We start from the raw sequence: 25,959 nt of genomic DNA, 5'->3' as shown, positions 1-25,959 counted from the left end.
TATTATGCCCCTTTAAATTCATTAATAGTATCAGAAACAATGATTTTTGAAAAGGCATAGAGATATGCTTTTATTGCTTCAAAGAAAAAAGTGTCATTTATGATAGATTCTTGTTCTACTTCTATCTTATGATTAATGACTTCACGTATCGTATTTTTTATTTTAGAAGCATCTGTAAAGAATACTTTAAGCTTATCTGTATTATAAGATTTATCTACCCCAAAATTCTTCACAAAATCTGCTTGATACCATAGTGTGTCAAAGAAGTATTCAAAAAAGGAAACTATATTCTCTGCAACCTCGTCAATCTTCATGTTACCTTCCTTAATGAAGTCTGCGTATTTTAGGTTTCGTTTGCTTTCTGCATCTGTGTCTTTAATAAGATCTTCTTTCGTTCCTATAGAGATGTGGTAATTCTCAGTATCTAGTGTAGGGTCTAGTTTAATTTTTTCAATTCCCTGTATACCTCCTATAGCGGTAGATTCTTTCGGATTGCTTAGAATCTGCAACTCTATTTTATGGAGTTCTTCCAATTCAAACACCTCTTTTGTTAACAATTGCACCACTTTTGACATTCCTTGAGATCTATTCAAGTTTTTGTCTCCATTTGTAATTTCTAGTAGTTTAGCTCCATTACCACTTACACCTATATAGGATGGAAGTTTATCAACCTCACTCATCTTTAAAATTTGCATAGAGTGATAAAAAATGGAACAATTATGAATTAAGAAGAGTAACTTAAACTCACTATCTAACTTCAAGTTTTTAGTAAATGAACTATAATTAAAGAAATAGCTTACTAAGTCTGTAGACTGTAACCCTTTTGACTCTTTAATATATTTCATTGTTTCTCTTTTCTTTACATCATTTCCAAAATGTTTTAACATTTGGTTTTCATATTTTGATACAAATCCATTATCAAAAGGGTTATGACTGCCGTAGGATTCAAAAAGACTATTACCCGCAAATCGATACGATGTTGTTAATGCAGGTTTGTTGTTTTTAAACACAATAAGATCTGTAGTACCACCTCCTATATCCAGATTCATATAGACCTCTCCAGTACCAAACGTTCTATCGTAGCTATAATAAGGAGCCCAGGATTCGGTAACAGATACTAATTTTGACAGATTATCTGATTTACTATAATAGTTTGCATATAATTCGTTCCAAATCGTATTAAAAACAGTCATCTGTTTGTTCCCCATACTTAATGGTTTAAACCAAATCACATTCGCTACTTTAGGATTGTATCCTTCACTCAACAGCTTATTTCTCCCCATCCAAACAAGCTGTTCTATAAAACCTCTTAGTTTATTAAAAGCGCCTTGATTTTTGCTGTCTGTAACACCCCATTTGATATTGGAATGCGAAAAATCGTATTCTCTTCTCAGTACATTATGTCCAAAAGCGAACGGAATGTTTGCATTAGAGAGAATATTAATACTATTTACCTCTTCTGCATTGGTATCATTATCTACATTAATCACTGAACGTATAGGAAATTTAAATAAGGAATCATCCCCTACCATACTTGGTAAGAACTCTGCATCTTGTACTACCCCGTAAATAGGGTTTACTTCATTAAGGTCATTCTTTTTATAGTCTTCTCCTTCAATGGCTCGCTCATTAAGTAGCACAAAATGCGGTTGCATAGAAGACCCTTTTCCTTCATAACTGGATAGATTTTCTACTATATTTGCTGTCTTTAAAGCAACAAAACTATTGCTCGTACCTATATCAAAAGCGATAGAGGTATCTCCATCTATAAGTTGTCTAGCCTCTCCCATTAAAGGAAGTAGGCAACCTTGCAAGCTACTGTTCTCATCAAGGTTTTCTATAGTAACAGATACTCCATCAAAAGTGATATCACGATCACCATCAAATGCTAACTCTCCTTGCGCATTATACGTAATATTTGTGATATCCAAATACGTAGAAATAGAAGGATAACCTTCATCTTTACGCGTTCTTGAATGTGCGCTAGCTTCTATTTTTGTAATCGCAGGAGTCGTATTTTCTTCTCTAAAAAACTGATATGCAATTTCTTCTCCTTTCAAATGAAAGGAAAGTACTTTGTAACGATCATTAAATACAGGATTAGAAACTTTAAAAAATGGATATATCCCAAAGGCAAGAGAAGACTTAATTACCGCTCCATAATCAGGATTATCTATCGTTTCTGGGGCTACAAAATCATACGTACGTTCAAACTTTATAGTTCCCCTACCATTATCACCTTGAACAGGAATATCTAGTGTTACTAGTATTGCACCTAGATTGAGTTTTTCTACTGTGATTTGTTTTTTAAGGTCTTCTATGGTAAAATAATGAAAATAAATTGGAGTCACTGGTAACATAATATTTTTTACGGGACCTTGAGGTAACCAATACTTATCTGTATTCACATTATATTCTAATTGGATAAGGTGCTTAGAAAGCACATCATCACGAGTAATCCAAGGGTATTCTATGACAGATTCTGGTAATTTTCTGTCTTCTACAGGAGCTGTAGATCTCACAATACAATTTTCAGGAAATGTATTATCTAGATATGTCCATCTTTTTTTAGTAACGCCTTCTAGTAATGCAAGTGGAGGACGTTCTAATCGTTTAGATGTTTTAATAACAAAATCACTATTCTTCGCAATTTCTTGTTCATTTACACTATTAAATTTTTCGCATAGAAAAGGAACTCGCCCACTTAGAAAACTAACTTCCTCATTATTAATCTCAAGGATTCTATACTCTCTTACTAACTCTGGAGTAGTACCTCTTTCTAATTCTCCTACAAGGTTTCTAACTTCTTCGCTAGCCGTTTTTGTATTGTTGTTTTTTATATACGTCTGTAATTCTTTAAACGATTGGGCTACTTCCGGTTCTGTAGCAAAGAGTACATTCATATACTTTTGAAAATCAACTTCTCTTTCATATAATGGTTTATTACTGGAAAAGAATTTTCTATTTTGTTTATCAGAGATATTCACTAATATGTCATCACCTATAGTAAAAAACCCTGTGTAAGGAGAAGTGCCAGCTACTATCGTGTTATCTATATAAATCAAAATAAATTCATCAAATGCGTTTGTGATTCCTTGATTTACAAATCGTCTGTCATTGTTGTAGTTTGTAATAAAAATCTTTAGCGTTTCGGCAAAAGTCTTCAGACCTATGTTTTGATCTTTTATCAAAGCATTTAATTCTTCCTTTTTCCATAGCTGAATTTCTATTCTATTTTGAAGTTTTAAAGTTTCATAACTAAATAAAATTTCAAAAACATCTAGACAGTGTGAAATATATTTATGATAACTCGTTTTTCCATTAAGTATAGAAGAATCATTGACAAACTCTTTGTTAATAAATGTAAAAGAGGTTTCAAAAAGATGCATCTGTGCAAATGGAGAAGGAATAGAAGTAACCGGAACTTCTATCTTGGTTATATTATCCTTGATCTCTTGTATTCTAGTTTCATCATAAGGATTATTAGGATAGGGATTCCAACCATTATTTGCAATATTCTGTTCAGGTATCAGGCTTAATTTATGTGACATGTCTGGTTGTATTAAAGTCTTTACATTAAATATTCAAAAACAATTAAAGAACATAGCGCTTTGCTATAATTTCGGCTATACCTCTATTCAAGAGGATATGTACGTCTCGATCCAGATTCCCATGTTGGAGATCTATAATGTCACTGGCTAATTTTGAAAACTCTTCATCGTAGTTTATACTGTCTTTATTGAAGAATGATTTCTTCTTGTTTGCAGGCATTTCAGTAACAAGTGTAAAAAGCTTTTCATCAGTGATATATGTCTTAACAGGTAGTAAGCCATCTACATCTTTTCCTAACTCATCTCTATTTGTTATGATTGATAGATCAAAAGGTAAAAATTTACGATCATGTCTATCTTGAGATGTTTCATACAACCATCTGTAGTAGTAAAGTTTTGAGAATTTTTCTAAATACTTAAAGAAGTTTTGAGAATCGTAATTACTAGGCAATTTTAACTCATTACGCCAAGCTAATTTTTCATCACGTAAGCCTTTTTCCATATAATTTGATACGTATACATTAAAATAATGGAAATGCAGAAGGCTACGCTTTAGTGTATCGTTTTTAAGGTGTTTTAAATCTATACTCCCCGTATCTGTATCAAGTCCATATTCAAAAAACTTGGACGGACTTCCTAAATCTTCTTTTGTGTTTGCTGTAGCATCATAATCCATAAAATCAATGATGGAAGATGCCGCTGTAACCTCTATGAAGTTGGATGGGTTTTTTTGCTCAATTCCTCCATCAAAGTTCTCATAATTACTTTGCTTTGTATCTCCCACATAATACATCGCATTAATGAGCGGGCTTAAATTTCTATTGTAATAAGAGAGTGCTGCTTTTGTTTTAGTGATAAATGTACTGGAGTTAATTGCACTTTCTCCTGTATTAAACTTCTCTACATCTACCTGAAAATAAGGCAATACAGAAACACCACCAATAATTGCGCTATTAATAAAAGCACCATTATTTAATGTTGTATTGGGATCTCTAAAAACGTTCATTAGTAAAGGAAACCCTGCTGCTCCTGTACCTCCAAAAATGGAACTAATCACAAAAATTCGATCATTCTGACTAAAGTCTTGTGTAAATTCTTTAAATTCTGGAGACTCTACTACATTCTTTAATACAACACTTCCCACATTAGGGTTTCCTAAAAATCCTTTTTCTAAAGGCATATCTTTATTCTTAGTACTGTATAATAAATCAAAGAGTCCTTTTGTATTTTTATAGCCCTTAGCATTAAGTGTATTATAACTTACCATATCGCGTAGTGTACCATAATCGGTGCCGCTAATATTGAGTTCTTTAGGAGGCATGATTTTAGTCCTAAAAAAACATCCTTGATCCTGATCATCAGAAATTCCTTTATACACTGTGTTATGGATGTTATTGTATCCTTTTATAATATTTCGACACTTCTCTACATCCCCATTATTGATATCTGTATCAATAATCATTGGAATGATTTTTTCTGTATTTGTTTTAATGCCTGAAGCTAACAACATGGTTAAAGAACTTAACACTCTCGAACCTGTCCCTCCAATAGCAAATAGATATAATTTTGGTTTTGACATTATATTAGAATTTTACAGGAATATATTTTGGAAAAATCGATAAACGCTTAAAAATGAGAGAGAATATAAAATAGAATACAAAAGCATAAAGGGTGTTTATCATGGTAAACAACCATATTTCAAAGAAAAAATCGCCAAATGCAAGATCAAATACGGCAATACCCTCTATAAATAGAGTACCTATAAAAACAACAATCATGTTGAGTAATCCAAATAGAAACCACTTTCCAACAGTAGCATACTTCATATTTTTCCTACCGAAATAGAGGTAATATATCAGCGTAAAAAATAAAGTGGTAATGAGTAGTATTAAAAAGCCTATGAGATATCCTTTTTCATCCCAAACGGACCAGTTATTTAAATCTTCAAAGAAAAAGTAAAATGCTTCCATATTGTTATTTCTGTTGTTTTGTTAGTGTAAATTCTAGTAGTGGTTTTTTTTCATCATACGCTTTCGCGAAAGCGTCTAAAATAAATTTAAAAGCAAAAGTCTTATGCTCTAACATCGTTGTTGAGATATCTAGGTCATCATCAAGGTTTGTCTCTTCTATCCAGATGGGTATTGTATTATGAATACTCATTTTAATTTCATTGGTATCAGGATCAAAATCTGATAATGTCGGTTGGATAAAATGAGTATACCCTTCTTGATCAATCTGTGATTTATTAGGAATATTTTCAGAAAGTAGTGTCGCTGCATCCTTAATCTGTATATCTATTGTATTTTGTATATAGGAGGGAGTTACCAAATAATTAGTAGATGTTGTTATGATTTTATTTAATGGATTTTCTTTTTTATTAAGATGGAGTCCTATCGTAAATTGTGCTGGACGCTTTTGATCTATCTCTTTAATAATAAGTGTGCCTTTTTCAGAATTGATAGCAATTTTACCTGTTTTAGGATGTTCTAACAAAGTAAAATCTATATTCTCTGGAGTTAAATTATAAGTATGGGCTTCTGTATATCCTTTTATAATCCCTTTCGACACCAAATCACTCACTCGGCTTTTATCACCAAACACCCAGATATAAAAAGGACGATTCTTTAGAATTTCTCCTTGATAGGGTCTCTTTGAAATAACATTCCCTCCTGTGTTCTCTCTATCATAATAATAACCTCCATTAAAATCACTTATATATTTAAAAACAGCGACTCCTAGATTTTCTTTATATACTAGCTGTTGATATATCTCGTTGGTTACCAAAGAGCCTTCTGCCATTGTATCTGTCTTTCCAAGATCTACAATACAATCTGATACAAGAATACTAATGTCTGTTTCTTTAGTAGATGATATTACATCACCAAAAACACGCTGTAACTTTGATGATTTCCCATTAAGTAATGAACCATTTCTAAGTTGATCAAAAAATACGGTTTTAGATTGTCTGTATTTACGAGATACATCTGAGATGGTATGAAGCGTTGTCTCTATTCCATAATTTCTTTCTAAATCTGTTATTAAAAAAGGGACAATATTTTTTAAGGTGTAATTACCCGAGACATTTGAATTAACATATCCTTTCATACTTACAGAAGTCTCTAAATAGAAATTAATATTTTCTGTTTGGAGAGTATCTATACTTTTATTGCTTTGTGATTTTGTAAGCACATACATTTGAGGGTCACTACACGCAGTAATCACAAAAAATAGTAAGAAATAAATAGGTATGTAATTATACTTATAATAATTCATGTTGTAATGGTTCATAGTTATTTAATAAACGTGGATGAATTTCTGCTTCCTGAAATACAATGTTGTTTGAAGAGATTAAGATTTTTTGAGAATGTACTTGTAGCACTGTATATCCTGATCTACAATTCTTGTAGCGATATTTCAAGGCTTTTACACCTGCAAAAAATCCTTTTATTTTTGTGATGTTATACACATAATGAGAACAGCTTTCTTTAAAAATGCATCGCTTCCTTTTTGAAGCGGGAATATATTTCCAGTACATCTTAATTATTATAAGAAATAGATAACGCATGGTTTATTTAGAGAAAACAATCATCTGATGTGATGTAGAAAACCCTGGCTTTCCTCCAAATCCAAAACAACCACTTTCAGGTTGTACAAAAGTTGAGACACTCTCTAAACGTATATATTTCCAGCCTTCATTAGATTGTGCTTTTATAATATCTTCTAGTTGTTGAGCAGACTGCTTAGAATTACCGTTATTCTGTATAGATGCTACAAAAGGGATTACTTTATATTCCATGGTTAATATATTGGTTTTACTATTTCACCAAATCTATAAACATTAACATTCAGTACATTACGGGTTTCCGTAAATACAAGAAGTATTTTAATTTAAACACACATAAAGAAGGACTCTCTTCTCAAGAAAGCCTTGTAAAGACTAGTCTTCCCATCCACATAATGTCCTTCCCATTTCTTTTGCTTTTGACAATGAAACTTCAAAAATCTTTGTAGAACAAGGTTTTAAACCGCGACACGATTTTTTATAATGATAACGCTTACTCTGTGGGCCTTTACAAATGTAAATTAGGCCTTCAGTTTTATTTGTAGTGGTAAAAGATGTTGGTGTAAAAGGTGTATTTAATTTTTTATTATCTACAGGGGATGACTCAAAAATAATAGTATCACGACCTCTAACCGAAGAAAAAAATAATCCTCCAACTAGAAAACCGAGTAAAAAGATCAATCCTATTTTATCTTTTGAGTTCATATACTACAAGCATTAATCACGATATAGTTTTATTAACTGCATTACCTCTGTCACACCTTCTAAATCTGGAAATTCATTTTTGACATTCTCAAGATCTTTGATGACTTCGTCAAAAACATATTCTGGGTATAATTGTTCTTTTATTAGCGGTATCGCATGAATATAGGTGTCTAATGATTTTGAAGTATCCCCTAATACGAGTTGAGTTAATCCCTTATTAGCCTCTACCCAGCCTAACTTATAATATCGAGAAGATGTATTGCAATATAGTAGCGCTTTATCATAATCTTTATTCTCAAAACAACTCCAAGCTAGAGTACCATAAAGAGAAGCCCTTTCCTCTTCCTTATATCTTTGTTTACTCAAATCTATTTCAGTTATTGCAACAACTTCAAGAATTATATTTACTCCTGTAAAACCATCTGGATTTTTTAACCCAAGGTATAGAGTGTTGGCAATAACTTCATCTATTTCTACAACAGCTTGCTTTGTGTTATTTATGGTCCCTTCGAGATAGTAAGAATAACCTCCATCAATTAGATCTTCTTTATCTAAAAATGGTGATACATTCTCTTGATCAAGTAAGTAAACGTCTATTCCACATACGCCTGTCGGAACCTCTAGATATGGTAAATTATTAGAAGACAATCCGCTTGGATCATAATATAAAGAAGCAAGTTGAGCAATTAAATTTAAGTTTTGACTTGCTGATTTATCTGTAGAAGTAGTAAAACTATAATACCACTTAATAGTATTAGGAGGTAGATCCACTTTTATATATGTTCTAGATACGCCTCCACCTAGGTTAGATGCAAATCCTGAATTTAAATAAACACTTCTCGTAGAAATAATTTCAATAGGTTCCTTAATAATATCTGCTTGCTGTCCAAAGAGAAAACTTGAACAAAAATACGCGAGAATTAATATCATATTATTTTGTAGATTCTTCATTTGTAATATGATCTTTAAGAGGTTTGATTTTATCTGCTAGTGCTTTAAGTACATTTTGTATCTCTACATGTAATTTAGTCTAGTATCTCAGAAAATATAGCATTAAAATGTCTCGTTACATTTGTCTCTTTACCTTTCGAGGATACATATTCCAATCCTAATAATTCAAGTTCTACAACAATAATTCCTTTACTTAATAATAATTTCGACTTTGAACTGTTCTTTAAATCTTGGACATTTTTTAACCATCTATTATATGGTTGATTTATAGCAAATCCATATTTTTTAAAATCTTGACTATCTTTAAAATATAATAATTGCTTATAAAGCAGTTCGAATTCTTCGAGTACTTGATTTGGATCTAGCACAACTAATTCTACTTCTTTTTCTTAATTCTTTTTTATAGAATCAGATTTGGTATTGGTTGATGAGTATTCATTATTTATAACCAAAGTATCCTGTGTTCCTTTAATCGATGAACGATTATTACAGGATATAAATATTATAACGAACCCAATTAAAATGAATGCTTTCATGCTAAAGAATTTAAGTAGTATGACAAGCATTAGAACAGGTATAGCATCCATTTGATTTTGAGTATGTCTTCTTTGCTTCTATTACTGCCGATTGACAACTCAAATAATCTCCTAAATATTTTTTGCTCTTTATGATAGGTAGATATATACACCCTTCTTTATGCACTTCATGATCTCCATTAGATTGTGCATTATTATTTACATAATACTTTGCCATTTGTTTATTTTTTAGGATGATTAGACGGTTTAGATGGAGATGGTCTAGATGGTTGTCTAGGAGGATTAACATCTCTTCTAGGACCTGAAGGTTTTCCTGGTTTTTTACTTGGCCAATTAGGTGTTTTTTGTGGTTGCTTTGCCATAATTTTGAGTTTTTAAGTTTATACTCAAAACTAAACTAGCTTAACAACAAACCCTTACGGGTTTCCGTAAGGGTTTGTTTAAAAATTTAAAAAAATATTCTAAAAAGACTATACACGCTTTCGCGAAAGCGTGTATAAAATATTTACCATGTTTTAATTTTATGATCTATTGTGGCTTTAAATTATTTTAAAAAAGGGAAGGTATTGTTTCAAAAAAACAAATACGAAATTTATTCTATTACTCCAAAAGCCCTAAATCTTTTACCATAGTCACCAAATGAATTGTATTTTTTGCTTTAAACTGAATTTTCAACTTATTAAGTCGTTTTTCAATAGAGCTTATACTACAAGGAGAAATATTGTTTTTTCTAAAATTAATAGCAATCTCATCTTTCACGTATCCATTAGACAAACGATCCAACAATAAAATATCATACTCTTCTATTTCAAAAACGGATGAAGTTCTTAATGCAATGGCTAATTCAGGGGATATGTATTTTTGATTATTATAAACTTGTTTTACTGAATCTAAAAGTTCTTTAAGGCCATTACGGCCTTTACAAACATAACCATCAATACCGTATGTTTTAAATAGATTGTTGATTTTTGAAGACCGATCTTCTGTAGAATACACAATGATTTTTATTTCAGAGTCTATTTCTCTAATGGAACTTATAAGTGTATTTCCAGAGCTAAGATTCTGAGATCTATGGTCCTCTTTAAATGATAGATCCGTAATTAATAATTCAAAAGGTTTTTTATCCTGATGTGCTTTTATGAATTTAATATGAGCATCATCACAATACTGAACTTGAACTATATTGGATATTCTATATTCTTCTCTTAAAATATGATTCACACTATAGTTAGTGTTTCCTAAATCATCGGCAATTAAAATTTTATCAAACATAATAAAGGTATATTATATTGAAAAACTGATCGTTATACGAGCACCTTTCCCTTTTGTCGAGTTAAAAGTACAAGTTCCTCCTATAGTTTTTATACGGTTTTCCGTATTTTGCAATCCTATGCCTTTTGATAGATGGTTTTTAGAGAAGCCTACCCCATTATCCATGTAATCAATTATTATTTTTCTATTTTCCTTTTTAAAAGTTACTATAATAATCGTTGCTTGACTATGTTTATCCATGTTAACCATTATCTCTCTAAGGACATGATAAAGTGTCCCTTTTTTATACTTTGCAACACCAACCCACAAAGCTGGAGTGAGACCTTTAATCATAATCACTCTATCCTCCTTCTGGTATACTCCTAACATATCTTTAATCTCAATATGGTATTTTTCTCTTCCAGAAACAGCACTTATATCATGGGAGATATTACGTGTTTTTTTGTATATGATGTCGAGTTCATCTATTATTTTTTCTTGTACCTCTTTTGGTAATTCACGTTGTAACCGTGTCATAATTGCATGAATACCATTTGCTAACTCATCGTGTACTTTTTTAGAAATACGGGTTTCTGTTTTAATTACCTGTTGAACCTTTTCTCTTTTGTGTTTGGATCTTAAAAAAGAATACAAAAGGATTGCTATTACTAATAGAATAATCCCTATACCAGAGAATATTAACATCTGAAGCTTGTTCTTTGCATCTCCTTCCAGTTTTTGCTTTAATGCTATTTCACGTTCTTTTTCTACGTCATATTTTAAATGGGAGAACTTAACATCTTGCTCTAATCTATTTTTTTTTAATTCATCATCAATCTTTAGATATTCTAGAAGCCATGGGTTTCCTTCCAGTTTTAATAGGTTTGATATAGCTTCCTTCTTATAGATTGGGCTATCAATTTTTTCGGATAGATCAAGGGCTTTATTTACATAAATCTTTGCTGAATCTTTATTGCCTTTTTCATTGTAATATGCTAGCAAACTCATATAGCTAGAGAATGTACCTTTGGTATCTTCCTCTGAAATTCTAATTTCTAACCCTTTAAGCATATTTTTAATTGCTTCAGCCTTATCTAATTTGAACTGTACATATCCCAAATTATTCAAAACTCTTGCATTTTGAGTCGCTTTTGGATTTCTAAAAATTAACCGATTCGCAGTAGATAATTCAGATAATGCTTGATCAAAATTTCCTTCTTCTCTATACACATTTGCTCTATTGATATATACTGCAATAGAATCACTTATGTTCTCACTTAATCTTAATACATTATCATAGGATTCAATTGCCCTCTCGTAATCTTTAAGCTCTTTATGAGCTTTTCCTAAACTATTATATATACTAGGAATAACTTTGAAAGTCCATTTATCAATTTTTGATTCATCAACTAATTTTAAAGCAGTGATAGCGCTATTTTTACTTTTATGATATGCACCTAATTCAAACTCAGCAATAGATAACATACCCGAACTATAGATTAAGTCTCTAGTATTATTTTGTTTTAAATTTAAATCTCTAGCCTTTGCAAAATGCAAATATCCTTTCGCTAAATCTCCTTCTTTCTTTGGTGATAGGATTAAACCACTCCAGTACGAAGTGCTATCTATGGTCTGTGAAAAACCGCTTCCAGTTCCTACACATAGAAGAAATAAAAAAAAGAGGGATAAATTTTTTATTATTTTCATCCCTCTAAAATACTAACTATTATCTAGTTAACAATTATATAGCAAAAAATTATCCTCCATTATTCCCACTTCCTGGAGGAGGCGGTGGTGGTGGTGGAATCGTTTCATCCTCCCCACAACACGCTTGGGGGGTTTGAAATTCGTCCAAAAGAGATTCCTCTGGATCACAAGATGTAAAAAACATACTACCAAAAACTACGGCTACTAAAAACAACTTTTTCATGATTTAAAAAATTTAAATTTGAATTAGGAGAGCCTGCCTGAGACGATCTCAGATCTACAGCACGGGCTTTAGAATCCCGTCACTCACTTAGGAGTTCTCCTTGGTTTTTGGAAAGTTTAAATCCGTATCACAGTTACTCTAGGTAACTTTCCGACCGTCCTTAAATAGACTGCTTTACGGGTTTACGTAAGAAGTAGTTTTGTACAATCGTTATGTTAGCAATTCATAACAGGAACTATTTCTTGAGGCAAATATATAATTGTTGTATCCCCTATAAACAAAGGGATTCCGAAGATTCCTGAGATTCCTCATTAATCCTTCAAATTCATGCTAATTCCTGAAAAAATAGATAAAATAATGGGGATACTATTGAAAAAATTGGTATTCAGGTCTTGAAATACTTTTTAGAAGTTATTGCTTTTTACGGTTTTCCGTAAAGAGTAATTAGGGACATTTCCTATGTTAGCTATAATACTAACCAATGTTTAGATTTTAGTAAAAATTAGCTCCCCCCTAAACACAAAAAGAGTTTCCCTAAAGGATGGAAGTAAGAACCAATCAAACGTATAAAAGAGATATTCTTAAAAAATATCAAGAAGAAAAAGGGGGTGATGTACAAAGTTACCTTTTAGAACCCACAAGAAAGCGTATTAGAGAAGCTTGTATTTGGCTATATAATAAAAGAAACGAAAAAAATGATGGTGAAATACTACGTCGTTTTTTTGATTTTAAAGAAGAAGAAGACCCATATAAAAAAATCAAAAAATTTGATCTTGATAAGTTTAGACCCATTGATAATTTCTTGAAAGGAAAAACTAAAGATCCTGATGATACTTGTGTTGAAATGGTCAGCTGGCTTATTGATTTTAACCCCAGACCCTATGCGGCTTATTATTCACATAAAGACGATAATCATATAGAGGAGGAAAAAGATACTGGAATGATCTCACCAGAAGTTTTTGTTACAGATACCAGCAATACTTCTACAAAAAAAAATAATACACCTACCACTACAAATAATAAAGCCTCAAAAGAAGACACAAATAATAAAAGTAAAAAAAAATACAAATGGTCGCTTACTCTTAAAATAGTCATTGCTTTTGGAGCAATCCTTATGACAACAGGTTATTTTCTGAGAGATAAAATACAGCTTGCGTCTCTTCCATCAGAAGATCAACGTTGTATGGTGTGGAATGAAAATCATTATGAAGAAGTTACGTGCTCCTGGAAATCACTAGCTAAGTTAGAACCTTATGATAAAAAACTAATAGATAATTTTCAAAAAATAGAAGTAAACGTAAATACGCAATTTTTTTTTGAAAATGGATTACCTCGTATATGGTACTATAAGAAACCCAATGGGAAAATAGATTACTTTACAGCCAATGGATTTCACCCTATTTATAAAAAAGATGTCAAACCTATCACACAGCACATCATTAATAAGTATGTATTAAAATCTCCTTTTAACACATCTTTTTTAAACACGCCCGAAGAAGAAGAACTGGCAGTATTTATATTTCGCAACGATACCCTCGATATCGAACTGGCAAAACAATTACAAAAAAATCTTTTTAAAAACTATAGAACAACACCATATTTAATCGCCGCCAAAAAACTAAACCCTCAACTAAAAGAACACCTTCAACAAGGAGATCTTTCTATCTATAAGAGTGACATGAAAAAACACATAGACTATTTATGTGTAGGTTCTGTAAGTTACACCTATAGAGAATCTGGAATGAAAGCCAAGCTATTTACCTGTGAAATGAAGTTGGTTTATGACATATTTGATACAAAAGGAAACCCTGATCTTGACAAATCATTCTCTAAAATCATAACAGGTACTGGATTCACAAAAGAAGAGGCAAAGCAAAACACAATTAAAAAAGTATCGCTATGATTAAAAAAGGAATATTATATACATTTTTATTATGTATCATAAACACACTAAGTGCACAAGATTTTGATACAGAAGTAGGAAAAGCAATCACAGATATTGCACAACAGCTCAACAAAAAGAAGAATATCCAAATAGCAATCTATCCATTTCAGTATTTGAAAAATAATGAAGAAGGGTTAGCAGAATATATTACCGATGAGTTCTGGGAGGGCCTCCCTAGAAAAGCAACTTCTTTTGAAGTCATAGATAGAGCCACTTTTGAAGAATATTTTCAAGAACATCAATTAAAGTCTGAAGGGCTTATTGACCCTTCTACAGAAAAAGAATTTGGAATGCTCATCGCTGCCGATGCATATATCACTGGAAAGGTCTATGTTTTTAATAGTATTATTCGACTTAAAATAAAGGTTACAGATACTCAAACTGGAAGAATAATAGCAACTGGTTCTCAAAAACTCCCTATAACATATGATATGGCGAAGTATTTAGGATTAGAAGGCTGGGAAGAAAAGAAAAAAGAAGTAGAAAAGAATAAAAGTGAAAACCCTAATTGTGCTGAAGAAAATGTGGGGGATGTATGTTTTCAAAATAACACAAAAAACTTCTATTATATACAAATCAATGACTACGGTACATTGTCAACTATTTACAGCACTATTTCTGTAAACCCAGGAGAATATGGATGCTTTAAAAACCTACCCTTAGAAGGGTTTTATTATCGTGTTTCAAAAGATAAGTTTGGTAATAGTAGTAATAATAAATTGGGAACTATTCATATTAAAGAGTGTGAATCTAAAGTTGTTACCATAAATTAAGCTTTTTTAATTATCTAATATTGTAGTCTAACATCCCAATCCTGAAACTGATTGACCCCCATCAGGACACGTAAGATCACAACTTAACTCTATGATTTCTAAAAAACCTCGATTATTTTGAACCACACACCCACAACAATCTCTATTGCCTGGAATAAAACCAAATCCCGCCGTTATTTTCTTTTGTTGTTTTGAAGTAAGCGCTTCAGCTCCTTTTAGATGTACTAGCTTTTTCATAATAAATTTTTGTTTTTAGACCTCCATACCTTTAAAGATATGTAAACTTTTTCGTGTAGTTACCTCATAAATATACTGACATAAATTGTTAAATACTAGTAATTAACAATTCTTCAACTATATTTTAAACAAAATGAGGGCATCCTTTTTGCCTTCAAAGCCTCAAATCTTTTTTTAAAGTTTCCGTACCTTGTGGTATCAACCATATACTTTCACTCATGCTACGATCTCGTTTTATTGCTTCTATACTAGCTATCGGGTTTTTATTTTTTTCCGCTTTCGCGAAAGCGCAACAACTCTCACCTCAAGAGCAACGTATTATTGCTACTGTCTCTGAAAACAATCCTGAAGCGATTCAGTTTTTGGAAAAAGTCGTTAATATCAATAGTGGAACTCTTAATGTAGAAGGTGTGAAAGAAGTAGGAGCTGTATTTACAAAAGCATTTCAAGACATCGAATTTGACACAGAATGGATCGCTATGCCATCAGAAATGAAGCGTGCAGGACACCTTTTTGCCTCTACAAAAGGAGATAAAGGAAAGCGCTTATTGTTGATTGGGCATCTCGATACTGTCTTCGAAAAAGATAGCGAGTTTCAACAATTTGAGATGATCAATGATTCTATTGCCAAAGGTCCAGGCGCCAATGATATGAAAGGCGGAAATGTAGTGGTTTTATATGCCTTAAAAGCGTTGTACGAAGCTGGTTTACTCAAAGATACGCAGATTACAGTCGCCTTTACAGGAGATGAAGAAAGCACGGGTAAGCCCATAAGTATTAGTAGAAAATCATTAATTGATGCTGCCAAACAAAGCGATATTGCCTTAGGATTTGAAACGTCCACAGGATTTGATAATGCCACCGTCGCTCGCCGAGGGTCTTCCAACTGGAAAGTAACCGTCACTGGGAAAAGAGCACACTCTTCTGGAATTTTCAATGAAAACACAGGAGCTGGCGCCAATTTTGAATTGGCGCGTATCCTACATCAATTTTATACCGATGTACGAGGAGAAGAATTACTCACGTTTAATCCAGGTATGATGCTTGGAGGCACCACCATGGATTTGCAAGCACAAGAAAGCAAAGGGGCTATTTTTGGGAAAGGAAATGTCGTTGCTCAAACGGCTTATGTGCAAGGAGGTCTTCGGTTTATATCTGAAGATCAAAAAGAACGTGCCCGTGCCAAAATGAGCGAAATTGTAGCAAATAATCTTCCTCAAACCAGTGCTGTGATTGAATTTCAAGATAGTTATCCTGCCATGAAACCTACCCCTGAAAACTATGAACTCCTTGAAATTTTAAGCCAAGTAAGCCAAGACCTAGAACAGCCCAAAGTAGAGGGTTACGACCCTGGAAAAAGAGGTGCTGCCGATGTCTCTTTTGTGGCTGAATATGTCGCATGTCTAGACGGATTAGGAACTATGGGAACAGGTGCCCACACGCCGTCGGAAACCGTAAATCTCAATACCATTGAAATGCTTACACAACGCACGGCTATTTTAATTTATAGATTAATCAATCAACCTAGATAATTAAATGCTTCAATAATACAGACTTCTGTCTTAAAATGATGTTATTTATAGATAACACATACGGTTTTTTTAGTATTTTGACCTTTCTATTAATTTTTATAAAATGGTCAGAAATTATATTTTTTTACTTCTCCTCTTAACTGGTTTTTTATCTGTAAATGCTCAAGAAAAAATAAAGCATGAGAGCGGGATCGAACTTCTAAAAAAAGCCGCCGAACTTATTGAACAAGAAAAAATAGACGATGTCATAAAGGAGCTCCAAAAAATAAGCCCTAATGACTCTTTATATAATGATTCCTTTGTGACCATATCCTATTATCAGATGGCGCAAGAAAAATATAAAGATGCCATTGCTACCATAGATAGAGGACTCCAATTAGAAGGATCTCACAATAGTAGATTAGGCTTTTATATCAATAAAGGGATTTCCCTTAGAAATTTAGAATCCTATGATCTTGCTAAAAAAACATACATACAAGGTCTTAAAGAATTTCCTAGAAATCACGAACTCTATTACAATCTAGGGATTATTCATCAGAAATTAGATGAACCTGAAGAGGCATTTACTTATTTAATGAAAACCTTAGAGGCAAGTCCATTATACGGAAATACGATGTTGCTCTTGGGAAATATGTACAGGAAACAAAATAAAAAAGCACAAGCACTACTATTATATAACCTATGTCTTCTATTCTCCCCCGATGAAGAGAATTCTCTTGCTATATTAAAAGTAGCAAATGATATGGCAAGTGGTCTTGATACAGAAGGAGAAGTATTTCCTATCACTCCTGACGATAACTTATTTGAGACACAAAATCTTATTATAGAGAGTAAACTTGCCCTTCAAAAAGAATATGATTTCTCTAATGATATTAACATTGGCTTTACGAGGCAGACGCATGCAATTTTAAACCTATTAAAAGAAGAACCTTTTGAGGGCACCTCTGTATTCTGGAGTCAGAAAGTAATCCCGTTTTTTAATTGGATTCGAGAAAATGGATATTTTGATGACCTAGCCTACACGACAACCTACTCCATTGAGAATGAAGATTACAAAAAAATAATAGCAAAAAAAACAGAAGACATCAAAACATTTCTTCCTATAGCTTATCAAAAATGGGTAGATATTATTGGAGCGAATAACGCAAAGGAAGTTAATGGTAAAAAAGAAATTGTCGCTTATGATTATGTAGACGCACTTATAAGTGGCGAAGGAGCTATTGTAAAAGAAGAACTTATGGGACCTTGGATATACTATGATTCTTTAGGAAGAATTATTGCAAAAGGAAACTTTGTCGATGGAGAACGAAGTGGAGATTGGGAATGGTATCATCCAAACGGGAAGTTAAAAGAAGAAGGGTCCTATGTAAAAGGACTTGAACAAGGCACCTATCAATTCTATCATGACAACGGCAACAAAAGTTTTACCGTCACATTTAAAGACGGGAAATTAGACGGAGATTACCTTTCGTACAACCTATACGGGAGTGCTCTAGAAAAGCGCACCTATGTAAATGGAAATTTAGATGGAATTAGAAAACATTTTTTTGAAGCAGATGAGAGCCTAGTAAAATACGAGTATACCATGAAAAACAATGAGTATGATGGCTCCTTTAAAGAATATTATGCCACAGGTGTTCTTGCGCAAGAAGTAACATTTTCTAATGGAAGCAAGCAAGGTCCAGAAAAAGTATATCACCCTAACGGGCAACTTGCCTCTGAAGCAACTTTTGTAGACGGAGCGTACGAAGGCCCTTATAAAACCTATCACCCTTCCGGGAAATTAAACGGAACTGGAACCTATGTAAAAGGACTTAATCAAGGTCCCTATAAAAGTTACTACTCTAATGAGATCCTGTCTGAAGAAGTGATCTATGAAAAGGGAGAATTAGATGGTCCTTACCTATCTTATAACATCGGCGGAAAACTCCTTAGCAAATTTTTATACCGCAATGGGATGATTAAAGAGTATACGTTTTATGCTAAAGATGGCACGGTCATTGAATCCCAGAAAAAGAAAAGTGGTGATTTAAATTACAAAGGGTTTATGGCTGACGGTACACTTGTTACAGAAGGATTATACGACGTAAAGGGCGGAAAAATGGGCCTTTGGTCTTATTATAATAAATATGGGACGCTTAGTGATCAAGGCACATACACAGAAAATCTATCACAAGGAGAATATAAAGTATACCACACAAATGGAAACCTCGCAGATATCAATACCTACGTAGATGATATTGTAACTGGATACGGAGCCTCATATTATCCTTTTGGACAACTAAAAACACAAGGATATTATAATGATAAAGGAACCAAAGATGGTGTATGGTATATCTATTATCCAGATGGAACCATAGACACTCAAAACTACTACCACAAAGGAGAACTCAACGGAACGCAAAAATACTATGACACTAGTGGACAACTATCCAGTGAAGTATTTTATAAATTTGGTGTCGCACTTTCTGAAACACATTATGATAAAGGAGGAAATATCACAGAAAAAATAGACCGTTTTAATACAGAAAATGATAAGATTACATATCACTATTCGAATGGAAAAGTAAACTCCATATTTACGTATAAAAATGGCGTGATCCATGGAGATTACGTTGCGTATGATTTTTATGGCAATCTAAGGGGGGAAGGGTCTTATGTGAATAATGATCAACATGGCACTTTCAAAAAATATTATTCAGATGGGACTCTGAAATCAGAAGAAAAGTATACTTCTGGCAATCTAGATGGAGATTATAAAATATATTATGAAAATGGACAACTAGAAGACAGTTATTCCTATCTCAACGGGAAGTTGGAAGGTACTGCATTGGAATACAGTGAAAAAGGAGTAAAAATAGGAGAAGCAACCTATATAAATAATCAAGCGCATGGACCTCGTAAATTTTTTGGAAGAGAAAAAGGCACTTTACAGCTTATTCGGTTTTATGATCAAAATAAACTCATAGGGTATAGCTATCTAGATAAAGAGGGAAAAGAACTCCCGATGATTCCATTACCCAACGGTACTGGAAAAATAATCTCCTACTATCCTAACGGAAAAATTGCTAGAGAGATGACGTATGAGAAAGGGGAAATCCAAGGAGAATATACTGCGTATTATGAGAATGGAAATCTAGAACGAAAACATAATAATGTAGATGATGATTATCACGGAATAGCTTACACCTATTACCCTGACGGAACAACAAAAACCGAAACATCATATACGTATGGTTACAAACAAGGTCTAGAAAAAAAATATTACCCTAATGGTACTATCAAACAGGAGATCAATTACAAAAATGACGAGCGCTCTGGAAAGGCTCAGTATTATGATGAACAAGGCAATAAAACAAAAACAGAACACTATTTTGACGAAGAAATCGTTACATCACAAACTTTTTAATATGAGATATACGAGCATCTTATTACTACTTTGCATGTTGGGGATAACCACTTTGAGTAGCGCTCAAGAGTCCCCAGAGTTTATTAAATATAAAAACGCCTATCCTGACGAATATCTCGCTAGACTCAAATCACAACGGCTTATTGACATATCTATAGAGGATAATCAAATAAAAATATCTCAAACCATAGCAGAAGAAGACCTCTTATTAAACGAGACCGCTCAATTTGCAACAGAAGAATCTGTAGAGTACTCATCTTTTTTTCTTTTAGACAAAATCGAAGCCTCTTCTATGGTGTTTGATGGAAAAAAATACCGCGAGTACGAAGTCACTGATTTTGTGCGTAAAGACGAATTAAGTGAATCCTTCTATGATGATACAAAATCGGTAAATTTTCTATATCCAAAACTGCAACAAGGCGCTATCAAAAAACTAAATTATACGACTTCCATTACCAATCCTCGCTTCTTATCTCCTGTATATTTTGGCAATGTATATCCGCTTATCAATCAGAAAGTAGAGATTATGGTAGATAAAGATATCAACTTACGGTTTGAAAAATTCAATATGGATGGAGTAGATGTCCGCTTTCGCGAAAGCGAAAAAAGAGGCAGAAAAATTTACACTTGGGAATTAGAAAATCAAGAGGCGTATGACATAGAAGACAATGGCCCTAGCCCAAAAAAGATACTACCTCATATCATGCCTATCATCTCTTCATACCAGAGTAAAAATGAAGAAATTGCTGTTTTGAAGGATGTAAAAGATCTTTACAGTTGGTATTATTCGCTAGTAAAAGACATTAATCAAGAAGAACTTGATGAGGAATTAGTCGCGATTACCAATGATCTTATTGGCTCAAAAACATCAGAAATAGATAAAGTAAAAGCCATCTATTATTGGGTACAAGAAAATATCAAATACATAGATTTTGAATATGCATTAGGAGGATTTATACCCCGAGATGCCAATGCTGTATTTCAGAAAAAATTTGGAGATTGCAAAGACAACTCTAGTATTCTTAAAGAGATGTTTAAAATTGCAAATATCAAAGGAAGCCTCACGTGGTTGGGGACAAGAAGCATTCCCTACAGATATACAGAAATGCCAACCCCTGCTGCAGATAATCATATGATTTTGACCTATGAAAATGAAGGAAAAACGTATTTTCTAGATGCTACGGGGAGATATTTACCATTAGAGATTCCATCTTCTTTTATACAAGGGAAAGAAGCCCTTATAGAAAATGGCGAAGGAGATTACAAAATTGTAGAAGTCCCTATTGTAGAAGCAGATCAAAATCTTTTTACAGATGAGGTGACGATCAAATTAGAAGATAACTCTATTAAAGGAAACGGGACACTATCGCTAACTGGATATCAAAAATCAACACTATTTAATTCTATCGAAAATAGAGATACTCAGGACAAACTACTGGAGTACTACAATAGTTTTTTACGAAAAGGAAGTAATCGTTTTTTAATAGAAAGCTTTGAAGAAAAAAACAAATACAGCTATGAAAGTCCTTTTCAGGTAGATTATGCTTTTACGATTAAAGATTATGCGCAATCCTTAAATGATGAGATTTTTATCAATCTTAATCTTTATAAAACAGCGATCAATGCTTATAAAGTAAAAGAAGATAGAAAAACCGCTTTGGAATTTAGATACAGATCTAAAGACAGCATCACTGTTATTTTTGAAATTCCAGAAGGAAAAGAAGTGACCTACCTCCCAGAGGATGTCACCGTAGATAATGACTTTATGAGTGCATCGATTACCTATAAAAAAGAAGGAAATACCATTGTTTATACGCATGCTTTTGAAACAAAAACATTAACCCTTGAAAAAGAAACCCACGATGCTTTTAGAAAATCATTAAAAAAGATAAACAAAGCTTTTAAAGAAGTAGTGGTGCTTAAATAAACATCTTTTAAAACCCTATAATGAAGATTTGGAAGACAACCACCAATATCCAGCCAATAGGACTAAATCATGAATACACAGGTTGTAACAAAACATTAAATAAATGAAAAAGTACATATTTGCATTTCTTACCTTCACCTTTTCTATAGTCTCTACGGGACAAGAACTTGTGCATACCTCCTATAGCTGGGAAGAAAACCCTTCATATACCATAGCAGAGGAAGATAAATCACTCGACATGGTAGGCGTTAAAAATTATACGATCACAGAATTTGGATTCGAAAATCAAAATGAATTCTATCAATTTGATATTATTCATAAAGTCTTATGGTTGAATTCTGATGACAGAATTGAGCAATTTAATCGAATTTACCTTCCGTATAGATCTGATTCAGAATTACTACGTAGTCAAGCGCGTGTTGTTACTGCAAACGGTACCGTACAAGAACTTGATGATTCAAAAATATTTACTGCAACCGACGAAACAACTAATAGAACCATAAAATACTATGCCTTAGAAGGCATTGAAAAAGGAGGCTTTGTAGAATATTTATATATCATAAAAAAAGCAGCCAAATATAAAGGAGAATATCTTAGACTTCAAGAGAATTATAAAATCAAAGACTCAAAATTCGAACTATATGCTCCAGAAAACCTAGTCTTTAAAATTTATCCTGTAAATAGCAAGAAAGAAGCTGCTGAAGACACGGGGGTCAAAGGGAAACAACATCTCATTGTACAAAACTATGATCTTCCAGAATTAGAATCAGAAGACCTCTCTGCTGTTGAAGCAATGAAAATGGCGATTATCTATAAATTAGATAGTAATAAAGCAACGGGTGCGCGTAATTTTAGCTCTTACAGTGATATTTCAAAAAATGTATACAACTTTGTCTCTTCCGAATTAAAAAAAGAGGAACTTTCAAAGGTCAAGGAATTTATTAAAGAAGCAAATATTGATCTTAACGGAGATGATGCTTCCAAAATAAGAACCCTCGAAAATCATATCAAAAACACGATTTACATCACAAATACAGGGGGAGACCAACTGTCTGATGTCGGCTTTGTATTAGAGAACAAAGCAGCAGACGAGACAGGTATCATTCGCTTATTTGCAAATGCATTAAAAGAACTTGAGATTCCATTTGAAATTGTGCTTACTTGCGACCGATCAGAAATGAAATTTGATCCAGAAATAGAAGCCTTAAGCTTTCTTCAAGATTATCTGTTATACTTCCCAAGCACAAAAAAATATTTGGCTCCTGGAAAACAAGAAAGTCGCTATGGGTTTCCTCCATTTGAATACACAGACACCTATGGACTTTTCGTAAAAGAAGTCTCCTTAGGAAAACTGAGCTCTGGTGTAGGAAAAGTAAAATACATCGAGTCTCCAGATGCTGCAGCCTCTGTTGATGAAATGAATTTCAAAGTCAGCTTTGACCCAGAAGACTTGACCGAAGTTCGTATTGATTTTGATCATGCTATTAGTGGATATAATGCTTCTTTTATTCATCCATTTATGAATCTTGTGAGTGATGAAAACAAAGAAGAGTTTTACGAGGAGTTTATCAAAAGGATGGGAGATGACATTACGATAGAGTCAAAAGAAATCGTAAATGAAGCTGCTGAAAATTTTGGCAAAAAACCTTTACAAATAAAAGCAGTGATCTCTAGTAGCACTTTTACAGACAAAGCAGGTCCAAAATATCTATTTAAATTGGGGGAACTTATTGGGCCTCAAGTAGAGATGTATCAAGAAAAAAAGCGCCAATTACCTGTAGAAAATTTATTTAGAAAGACCTATTTACGTACGATAGAATTAACGATTCCAGAGGGGTATACAATAGCCAATTTGGATGATATTAATATCTCAAATCGCTATGAAAAAGACGGGAAAGACGTGATGAACTTTATTTCTTCGTACACCAAAGAAGGAAACAAAGTCATTATTACAGCCAATGAAATTTATGATGAAAATATCCTTCCTGTATCCTTATACGAAGAGTATAGAACAATTATCAATAGTGCTGCAGATTTTAACAAAGTGACATTGATCTTAGAGCCAACAAAATAAGAAGCCTAGATAGTTAAATATATATTATAATCATAACGCAGATTCAATATAGAAGCCCCGTACGTAAACAGTATGGGGCTTTTGCATTTGAAGAGATTATATCTTATTTCAATAGAGAATCATACATAGCGCGTAATTTACGCACCTTAGGATCAATCACAGCAACACAATATCCTTGGGAGCGATTGCTATTATAATAATCTTGATGGTCGGTTTCTGCTTCATAAAACACAGGAAGCTCCGAAAGTTCTGTGACAATCGGGTCATCATAATACGCTTGTACTTCTTTTAATACCTCTGCAGCTTGTGATTTTTGCGTTTCGTTGTGGTAAAAAATAACAGATCTGTACTGTGTTCCTCTATCGGCTCCTTGGCGATTTAAAGTGGTAGGGTCATGTGTAGTCATGAATACAGTAAGCAAGGAAACATAGTCAATAATTGCACTGTCATAAGTCACTTGAATCACCTCTGCATGTCCTGTAAGTCCCGAACAAACCTCTCTATACGTTGGCTTTCCGGGTACCGTACCACCCGCATATCCAGAAACGACTTTTTCTACTCCTTTTAAGCGTTGTATTACTGCCTCGACACACCAAAAACAACCCCCACCAAAAGTAGCTACTTCGATTGTTGAATTACTCATATTCTTTTTCGTTTTTGTCTATTTTTAACCACACTTTATCAGTATTAAGTTGGAATGTTCCAACAAAATCCCAACTGCATTCCTCTGGCGAAATTAAGGATAAAAAAGGGTCTCCATCTTTAGAGCGGTATAAGTGATAAATTTCTCCCACAATAGGTTCAAAAGCAAACTTAGCTGAGTAAATCAGGTTATTGTACTCAAACTGCTCCATCATCGCCTCGTATTTAGCTTTTAGATCTTCATACTCCGTCTTGAACTGATGATTTACCTTATTAATATTCGTGTTTTTCCAAGTAGTTACATCACCCGTTACAATAGCTGGAGCGCCAAGATTGGTCGCATACGGTGTTAATGCCGCATCATAACGCCCTTTTTCTTCGTTATAAACAACTTGATCTGGTTTTTTCTTTGTCATGTGTATTGCCCGTAAAAACGGTTTCTTTTCATTCCCGTGTAGACGGGAATCTCATTAATTAGTATACTTTTTTGAATAATACTTGTTCTTTTAGGGTTTCGTAAGCTTTCGTACTTCGTCAAGCTCAGTGTGAACTTCGCTTTCGCGAAAGCGAATAAAAACTACCCCTTACATTACCTTCTTTTGGATATTTTATTGTGTGTAATCTGTTTTTGCCTGCTACACTTAAATCGTGCATCATCCATATCATAAGCGCGTTTTGCTTCATGTTTAGTTTTGCGGCCTTGCACACGTTTACGCCACATTCTAAAACTACTCTCTTTCATCTCTCGTCGCATCAACTCAATAACCTGTTGCTCCTTAATACCAAACTGCATTTGAATAGCATCAAATGTAGTGCGGTCTTCCCATGCCATTTCTATAATACGATCTATTTCTCGTTCTGTAAATTCGGGTACTATCTCTTTTTTCATCTTCTTTAAAATTTTCATTTCACTTCTGTGAAATATGCGCATGCT

General features: G+C 33.2%; 24 protein-coding genes. 6 read left to right on the top strand and 18 right to left on the bottom strand.

Features of this window, described 5'->3' with window-relative positions:
• Positions 1–2: 2 nt before the first annotated feature.
• From ACFO3O_RS06705 to ACFO3O_RS06640, 14 genes are all read right to left on the bottom strand, one after another.
• Complete coding sequence (locus tag ACFO3O_RS06705) at positions 3–3,551, bottom strand: hypothetical protein (protein ID WP_379977802.1); 3,549 nt, start codon at positions 3,549–3,551, stop codon at positions 3–5.
• Positions 3,552–3,594: 43 nt separating this feature from the next.
• Positions 3,595–5,130 (bottom strand): hypothetical protein, encoded by a 1,536-nt coding sequence (locus ACFO3O_RS06700; protein ID WP_379977801.1) that lies wholly within the window; start codon positions 5,128–5,130, stop codon positions 3,595–3,597.
• Positions 5,131–5,134: 4 nt separating this feature from the next.
• Complete coding sequence (locus ACFO3O_RS06695; RefSeq protein WP_379977800.1) at positions 5,135–5,521, bottom strand: hypothetical protein; 387 nt, start codon at positions 5,519–5,521, stop codon at positions 5,135–5,137.
• A gap of 4 nt (positions 5,522–5,525) precedes the next feature.
• Positions 5,526–6,824 carry a hypothetical protein gene (locus tag ACFO3O_RS06690; protein WP_379977799.1) on the bottom strand — a complete coding sequence of 433 codons (1,299 nt, stop codon included), beginning with the start codon at positions 6,822–6,824 and terminating at the stop codon, positions 5,526–5,528.
• Complete coding sequence (gene yidD, locus ACFO3O_RS06685; protein ID WP_379977798.1) at positions 6,811–7,116, bottom strand: membrane protein insertion efficiency factor YidD; 306 nt, start codon at positions 7,114–7,116, stop codon at positions 6,811–6,813. The genes ACFO3O_RS06690 and yidD overlap by 14 nt, the downstream gene beginning before the upstream one ends.
• A gap of 3 nt (positions 7,117–7,119) precedes the next feature.
• On the bottom strand, positions 7,120–7,347 hold the full coding sequence (locus ACFO3O_RS06680) for a hypothetical protein (protein WP_379977797.1): 228 nt from the start codon (positions 7,345–7,347) through the stop codon (positions 7,120–7,122).
• A gap of 141 nt (positions 7,348–7,488) precedes the next feature.
• On the bottom strand, positions 7,489–7,818 hold the full coding sequence (locus tag ACFO3O_RS06675) for a hypothetical protein (RefSeq protein WP_379977796.1): 330 nt from the start codon (positions 7,816–7,818) through the stop codon (positions 7,489–7,491).
• A 12-nt stretch (positions 7,819–7,830) separates the two neighbouring features.
• Positions 7,831–8,748, bottom strand: a complete 918-nt coding sequence (locus ACFO3O_RS06670; RefSeq protein ID WP_379977794.1) for a hypothetical protein — start codon at positions 8,746–8,748, stop codon at positions 7,831–7,833.
• Between the two features lie 95 nt (positions 8,749–8,843).
• Positions 8,844–9,137 carry a hypothetical protein gene (locus tag ACFO3O_RS06665; protein ID WP_379977793.1) on the bottom strand — a complete coding sequence of 98 codons (294 nt, stop codon included), beginning with the start codon at positions 9,135–9,137 and terminating at the stop codon, positions 8,844–8,846.
• Positions 9,138–9,315: 178 nt separating this feature from the next.
• A complete protein-coding gene (locus tag ACFO3O_RS06660; protein ID WP_379977792.1) occupies positions 9,316–9,522 on the bottom strand; it encodes a hypothetical protein in 207 nt (68 codons plus the stop codon).
• 4 nt (positions 9,523–9,526) lie between these two features.
• On the bottom strand, positions 9,527–9,667 hold the full coding sequence (locus ACFO3O_RS06655) for a hypothetical protein (RefSeq protein WP_379977791.1): 141 nt from the start codon (positions 9,665–9,667) through the stop codon (positions 9,527–9,529).
• Between the two features lie 238 nt (positions 9,668–9,905).
• Positions 9,906–10,577, bottom strand: a complete 672-nt coding sequence (locus tag ACFO3O_RS06650; protein ID WP_379977790.1) for a response regulator — start codon at positions 10,575–10,577, stop codon at positions 9,906–9,908.
• A 12-nt stretch (positions 10,578–10,589) separates the two neighbouring features.
• Complete coding sequence (locus ACFO3O_RS06645; protein ID WP_379977789.1) at positions 10,590–12,263, bottom strand: tetratricopeptide repeat-containing sensor histidine kinase; 1,674 nt, start codon at positions 12,261–12,263, stop codon at positions 10,590–10,592.
• Between the two features lie 49 nt (positions 12,264–12,312).
• Complete coding sequence (locus ACFO3O_RS06640; protein WP_379977788.1) at positions 12,313–12,486, bottom strand: hypothetical protein; 174 nt, start codon at positions 12,484–12,486, stop codon at positions 12,313–12,315.
• 541 nt (positions 12,487–13,027) lie between these two features.
• On the opposite strand from ACFO3O_RS06640, the gene ACFO3O_RS06635 reads away from it, so the two are divergent.
• Both ACFO3O_RS06635 and ACFO3O_RS06630 read left to right on the top strand, forming a co-directional pair.
• Positions 13,028–14,389 carry a hypothetical protein gene (locus ACFO3O_RS06635; protein ID WP_379977787.1) on the top strand — a complete coding sequence of 454 codons (1,362 nt, stop codon included), beginning with the start codon at positions 13,028–13,030 and terminating at the stop codon, positions 14,387–14,389.
• A complete protein-coding gene (locus tag ACFO3O_RS06630; RefSeq protein ID WP_379977786.1) occupies positions 14,386–15,204 on the top strand; it encodes a hypothetical protein in 819 nt (272 codons plus the stop codon). Before ACFO3O_RS06635 ends, ACFO3O_RS06630 begins: the two co-directional genes overlap by 4 nt.
• Before the next feature lie 27 nt (positions 15,205–15,231).
• Here ACFO3O_RS06630 and ACFO3O_RS06625 read toward each other — a convergent pair whose 3' ends face one another.
• A complete protein-coding gene (locus ACFO3O_RS06625) occupies positions 15,232–15,441 on the bottom strand; it encodes a hypothetical protein (RefSeq protein WP_379977785.1) in 210 nt (69 codons plus the stop codon).
• Between the two features lie 218 nt (positions 15,442–15,659).
• Between ACFO3O_RS06625 and ACFO3O_RS06620 the strand changes: the two genes are divergently transcribed.
• The 4 genes from ACFO3O_RS06620 to ACFO3O_RS06605 all read left to right on the top strand — a co-directional run bounded on the left by ACFO3O_RS06620 (position 15,660) and on the right by ACFO3O_RS06605 (position 24,383).
• Positions 15,660–16,973 carry a M20/M25/M40 family metallo-hydrolase gene (locus ACFO3O_RS06620; RefSeq protein WP_379977784.1) on the top strand — a complete coding sequence of 438 codons (1,314 nt, stop codon included), beginning with the start codon at positions 15,660–15,662 and terminating at the stop codon, positions 16,971–16,973.
• 103 nt (positions 16,974–17,076) lie between these two features.
• Entirely contained in the window at positions 17,077–20,382 is a 3,306-nt protein-coding gene (locus ACFO3O_RS06615) for a hypothetical protein (RefSeq protein ID WP_379977783.1), read from the top strand.
• A gap of 1 nt (position 20,383) precedes the next feature.
• Positions 20,384–22,309 (top strand): DUF3857 domain-containing protein, encoded by a 1,926-nt coding sequence (locus ACFO3O_RS06610; RefSeq protein ID WP_379977782.1) that lies wholly within the window; start codon positions 20,384–20,386, stop codon positions 22,307–22,309.
• A 103-nt stretch (positions 22,310–22,412) separates the two neighbouring features.
• A complete protein-coding gene (locus tag ACFO3O_RS06605) occupies positions 22,413–24,383 on the top strand; it encodes a DUF3857 domain-containing protein (protein ID WP_379977781.1) in 1,971 nt (656 codons plus the stop codon).
• Positions 24,384–24,486: 103 nt separating this feature from the next.
• Here the strand turns inward: ACFO3O_RS06605 and msrA are convergent, their stop codons facing one another.
• The 3 genes from msrA to ACFO3O_RS06590 form a co-directional block, all read right to left on the bottom strand.
• On the bottom strand, positions 24,487–25,026 hold the full coding sequence (gene msrA / locus ACFO3O_RS06600; protein ID WP_379977780.1) for a peptide-methionine (S)-S-oxide reductase MsrA: 540 nt from the start codon (positions 25,024–25,026) through the stop codon (positions 24,487–24,489).
• Entirely contained in the window at positions 25,019–25,441 is a 423-nt protein-coding gene (locus ACFO3O_RS06595) for a DUF2452 domain-containing protein (RefSeq protein ID WP_379977779.1), read from the bottom strand. Before ACFO3O_RS06595 ends, msrA begins: the two co-directional genes overlap by 8 nt.
• A 173-nt stretch (positions 25,442–25,614) precedes the next feature.
• A complete protein-coding gene (locus tag ACFO3O_RS06590) occupies positions 25,615–25,914 on the bottom strand; it encodes a TIGR03643 family protein (RefSeq protein WP_379977778.1) in 300 nt (99 codons plus the stop codon).
• Positions 25,915–25,959 lie beyond the last annotated feature (45 nt).

The organism is Dokdonia ponticola (assembly GCF_042653865.1).
Lineage (GTDB): Bacteria > Bacteroidota > Bacteroidia > Flavobacteriales > Flavobacteriaceae > Dokdonia > Dokdonia ponticola.
The sequence above is the reverse complement of the archived record's forward strand: the minus strand, read 5'-3'. Positions and strand labels throughout refer to the sequence as shown.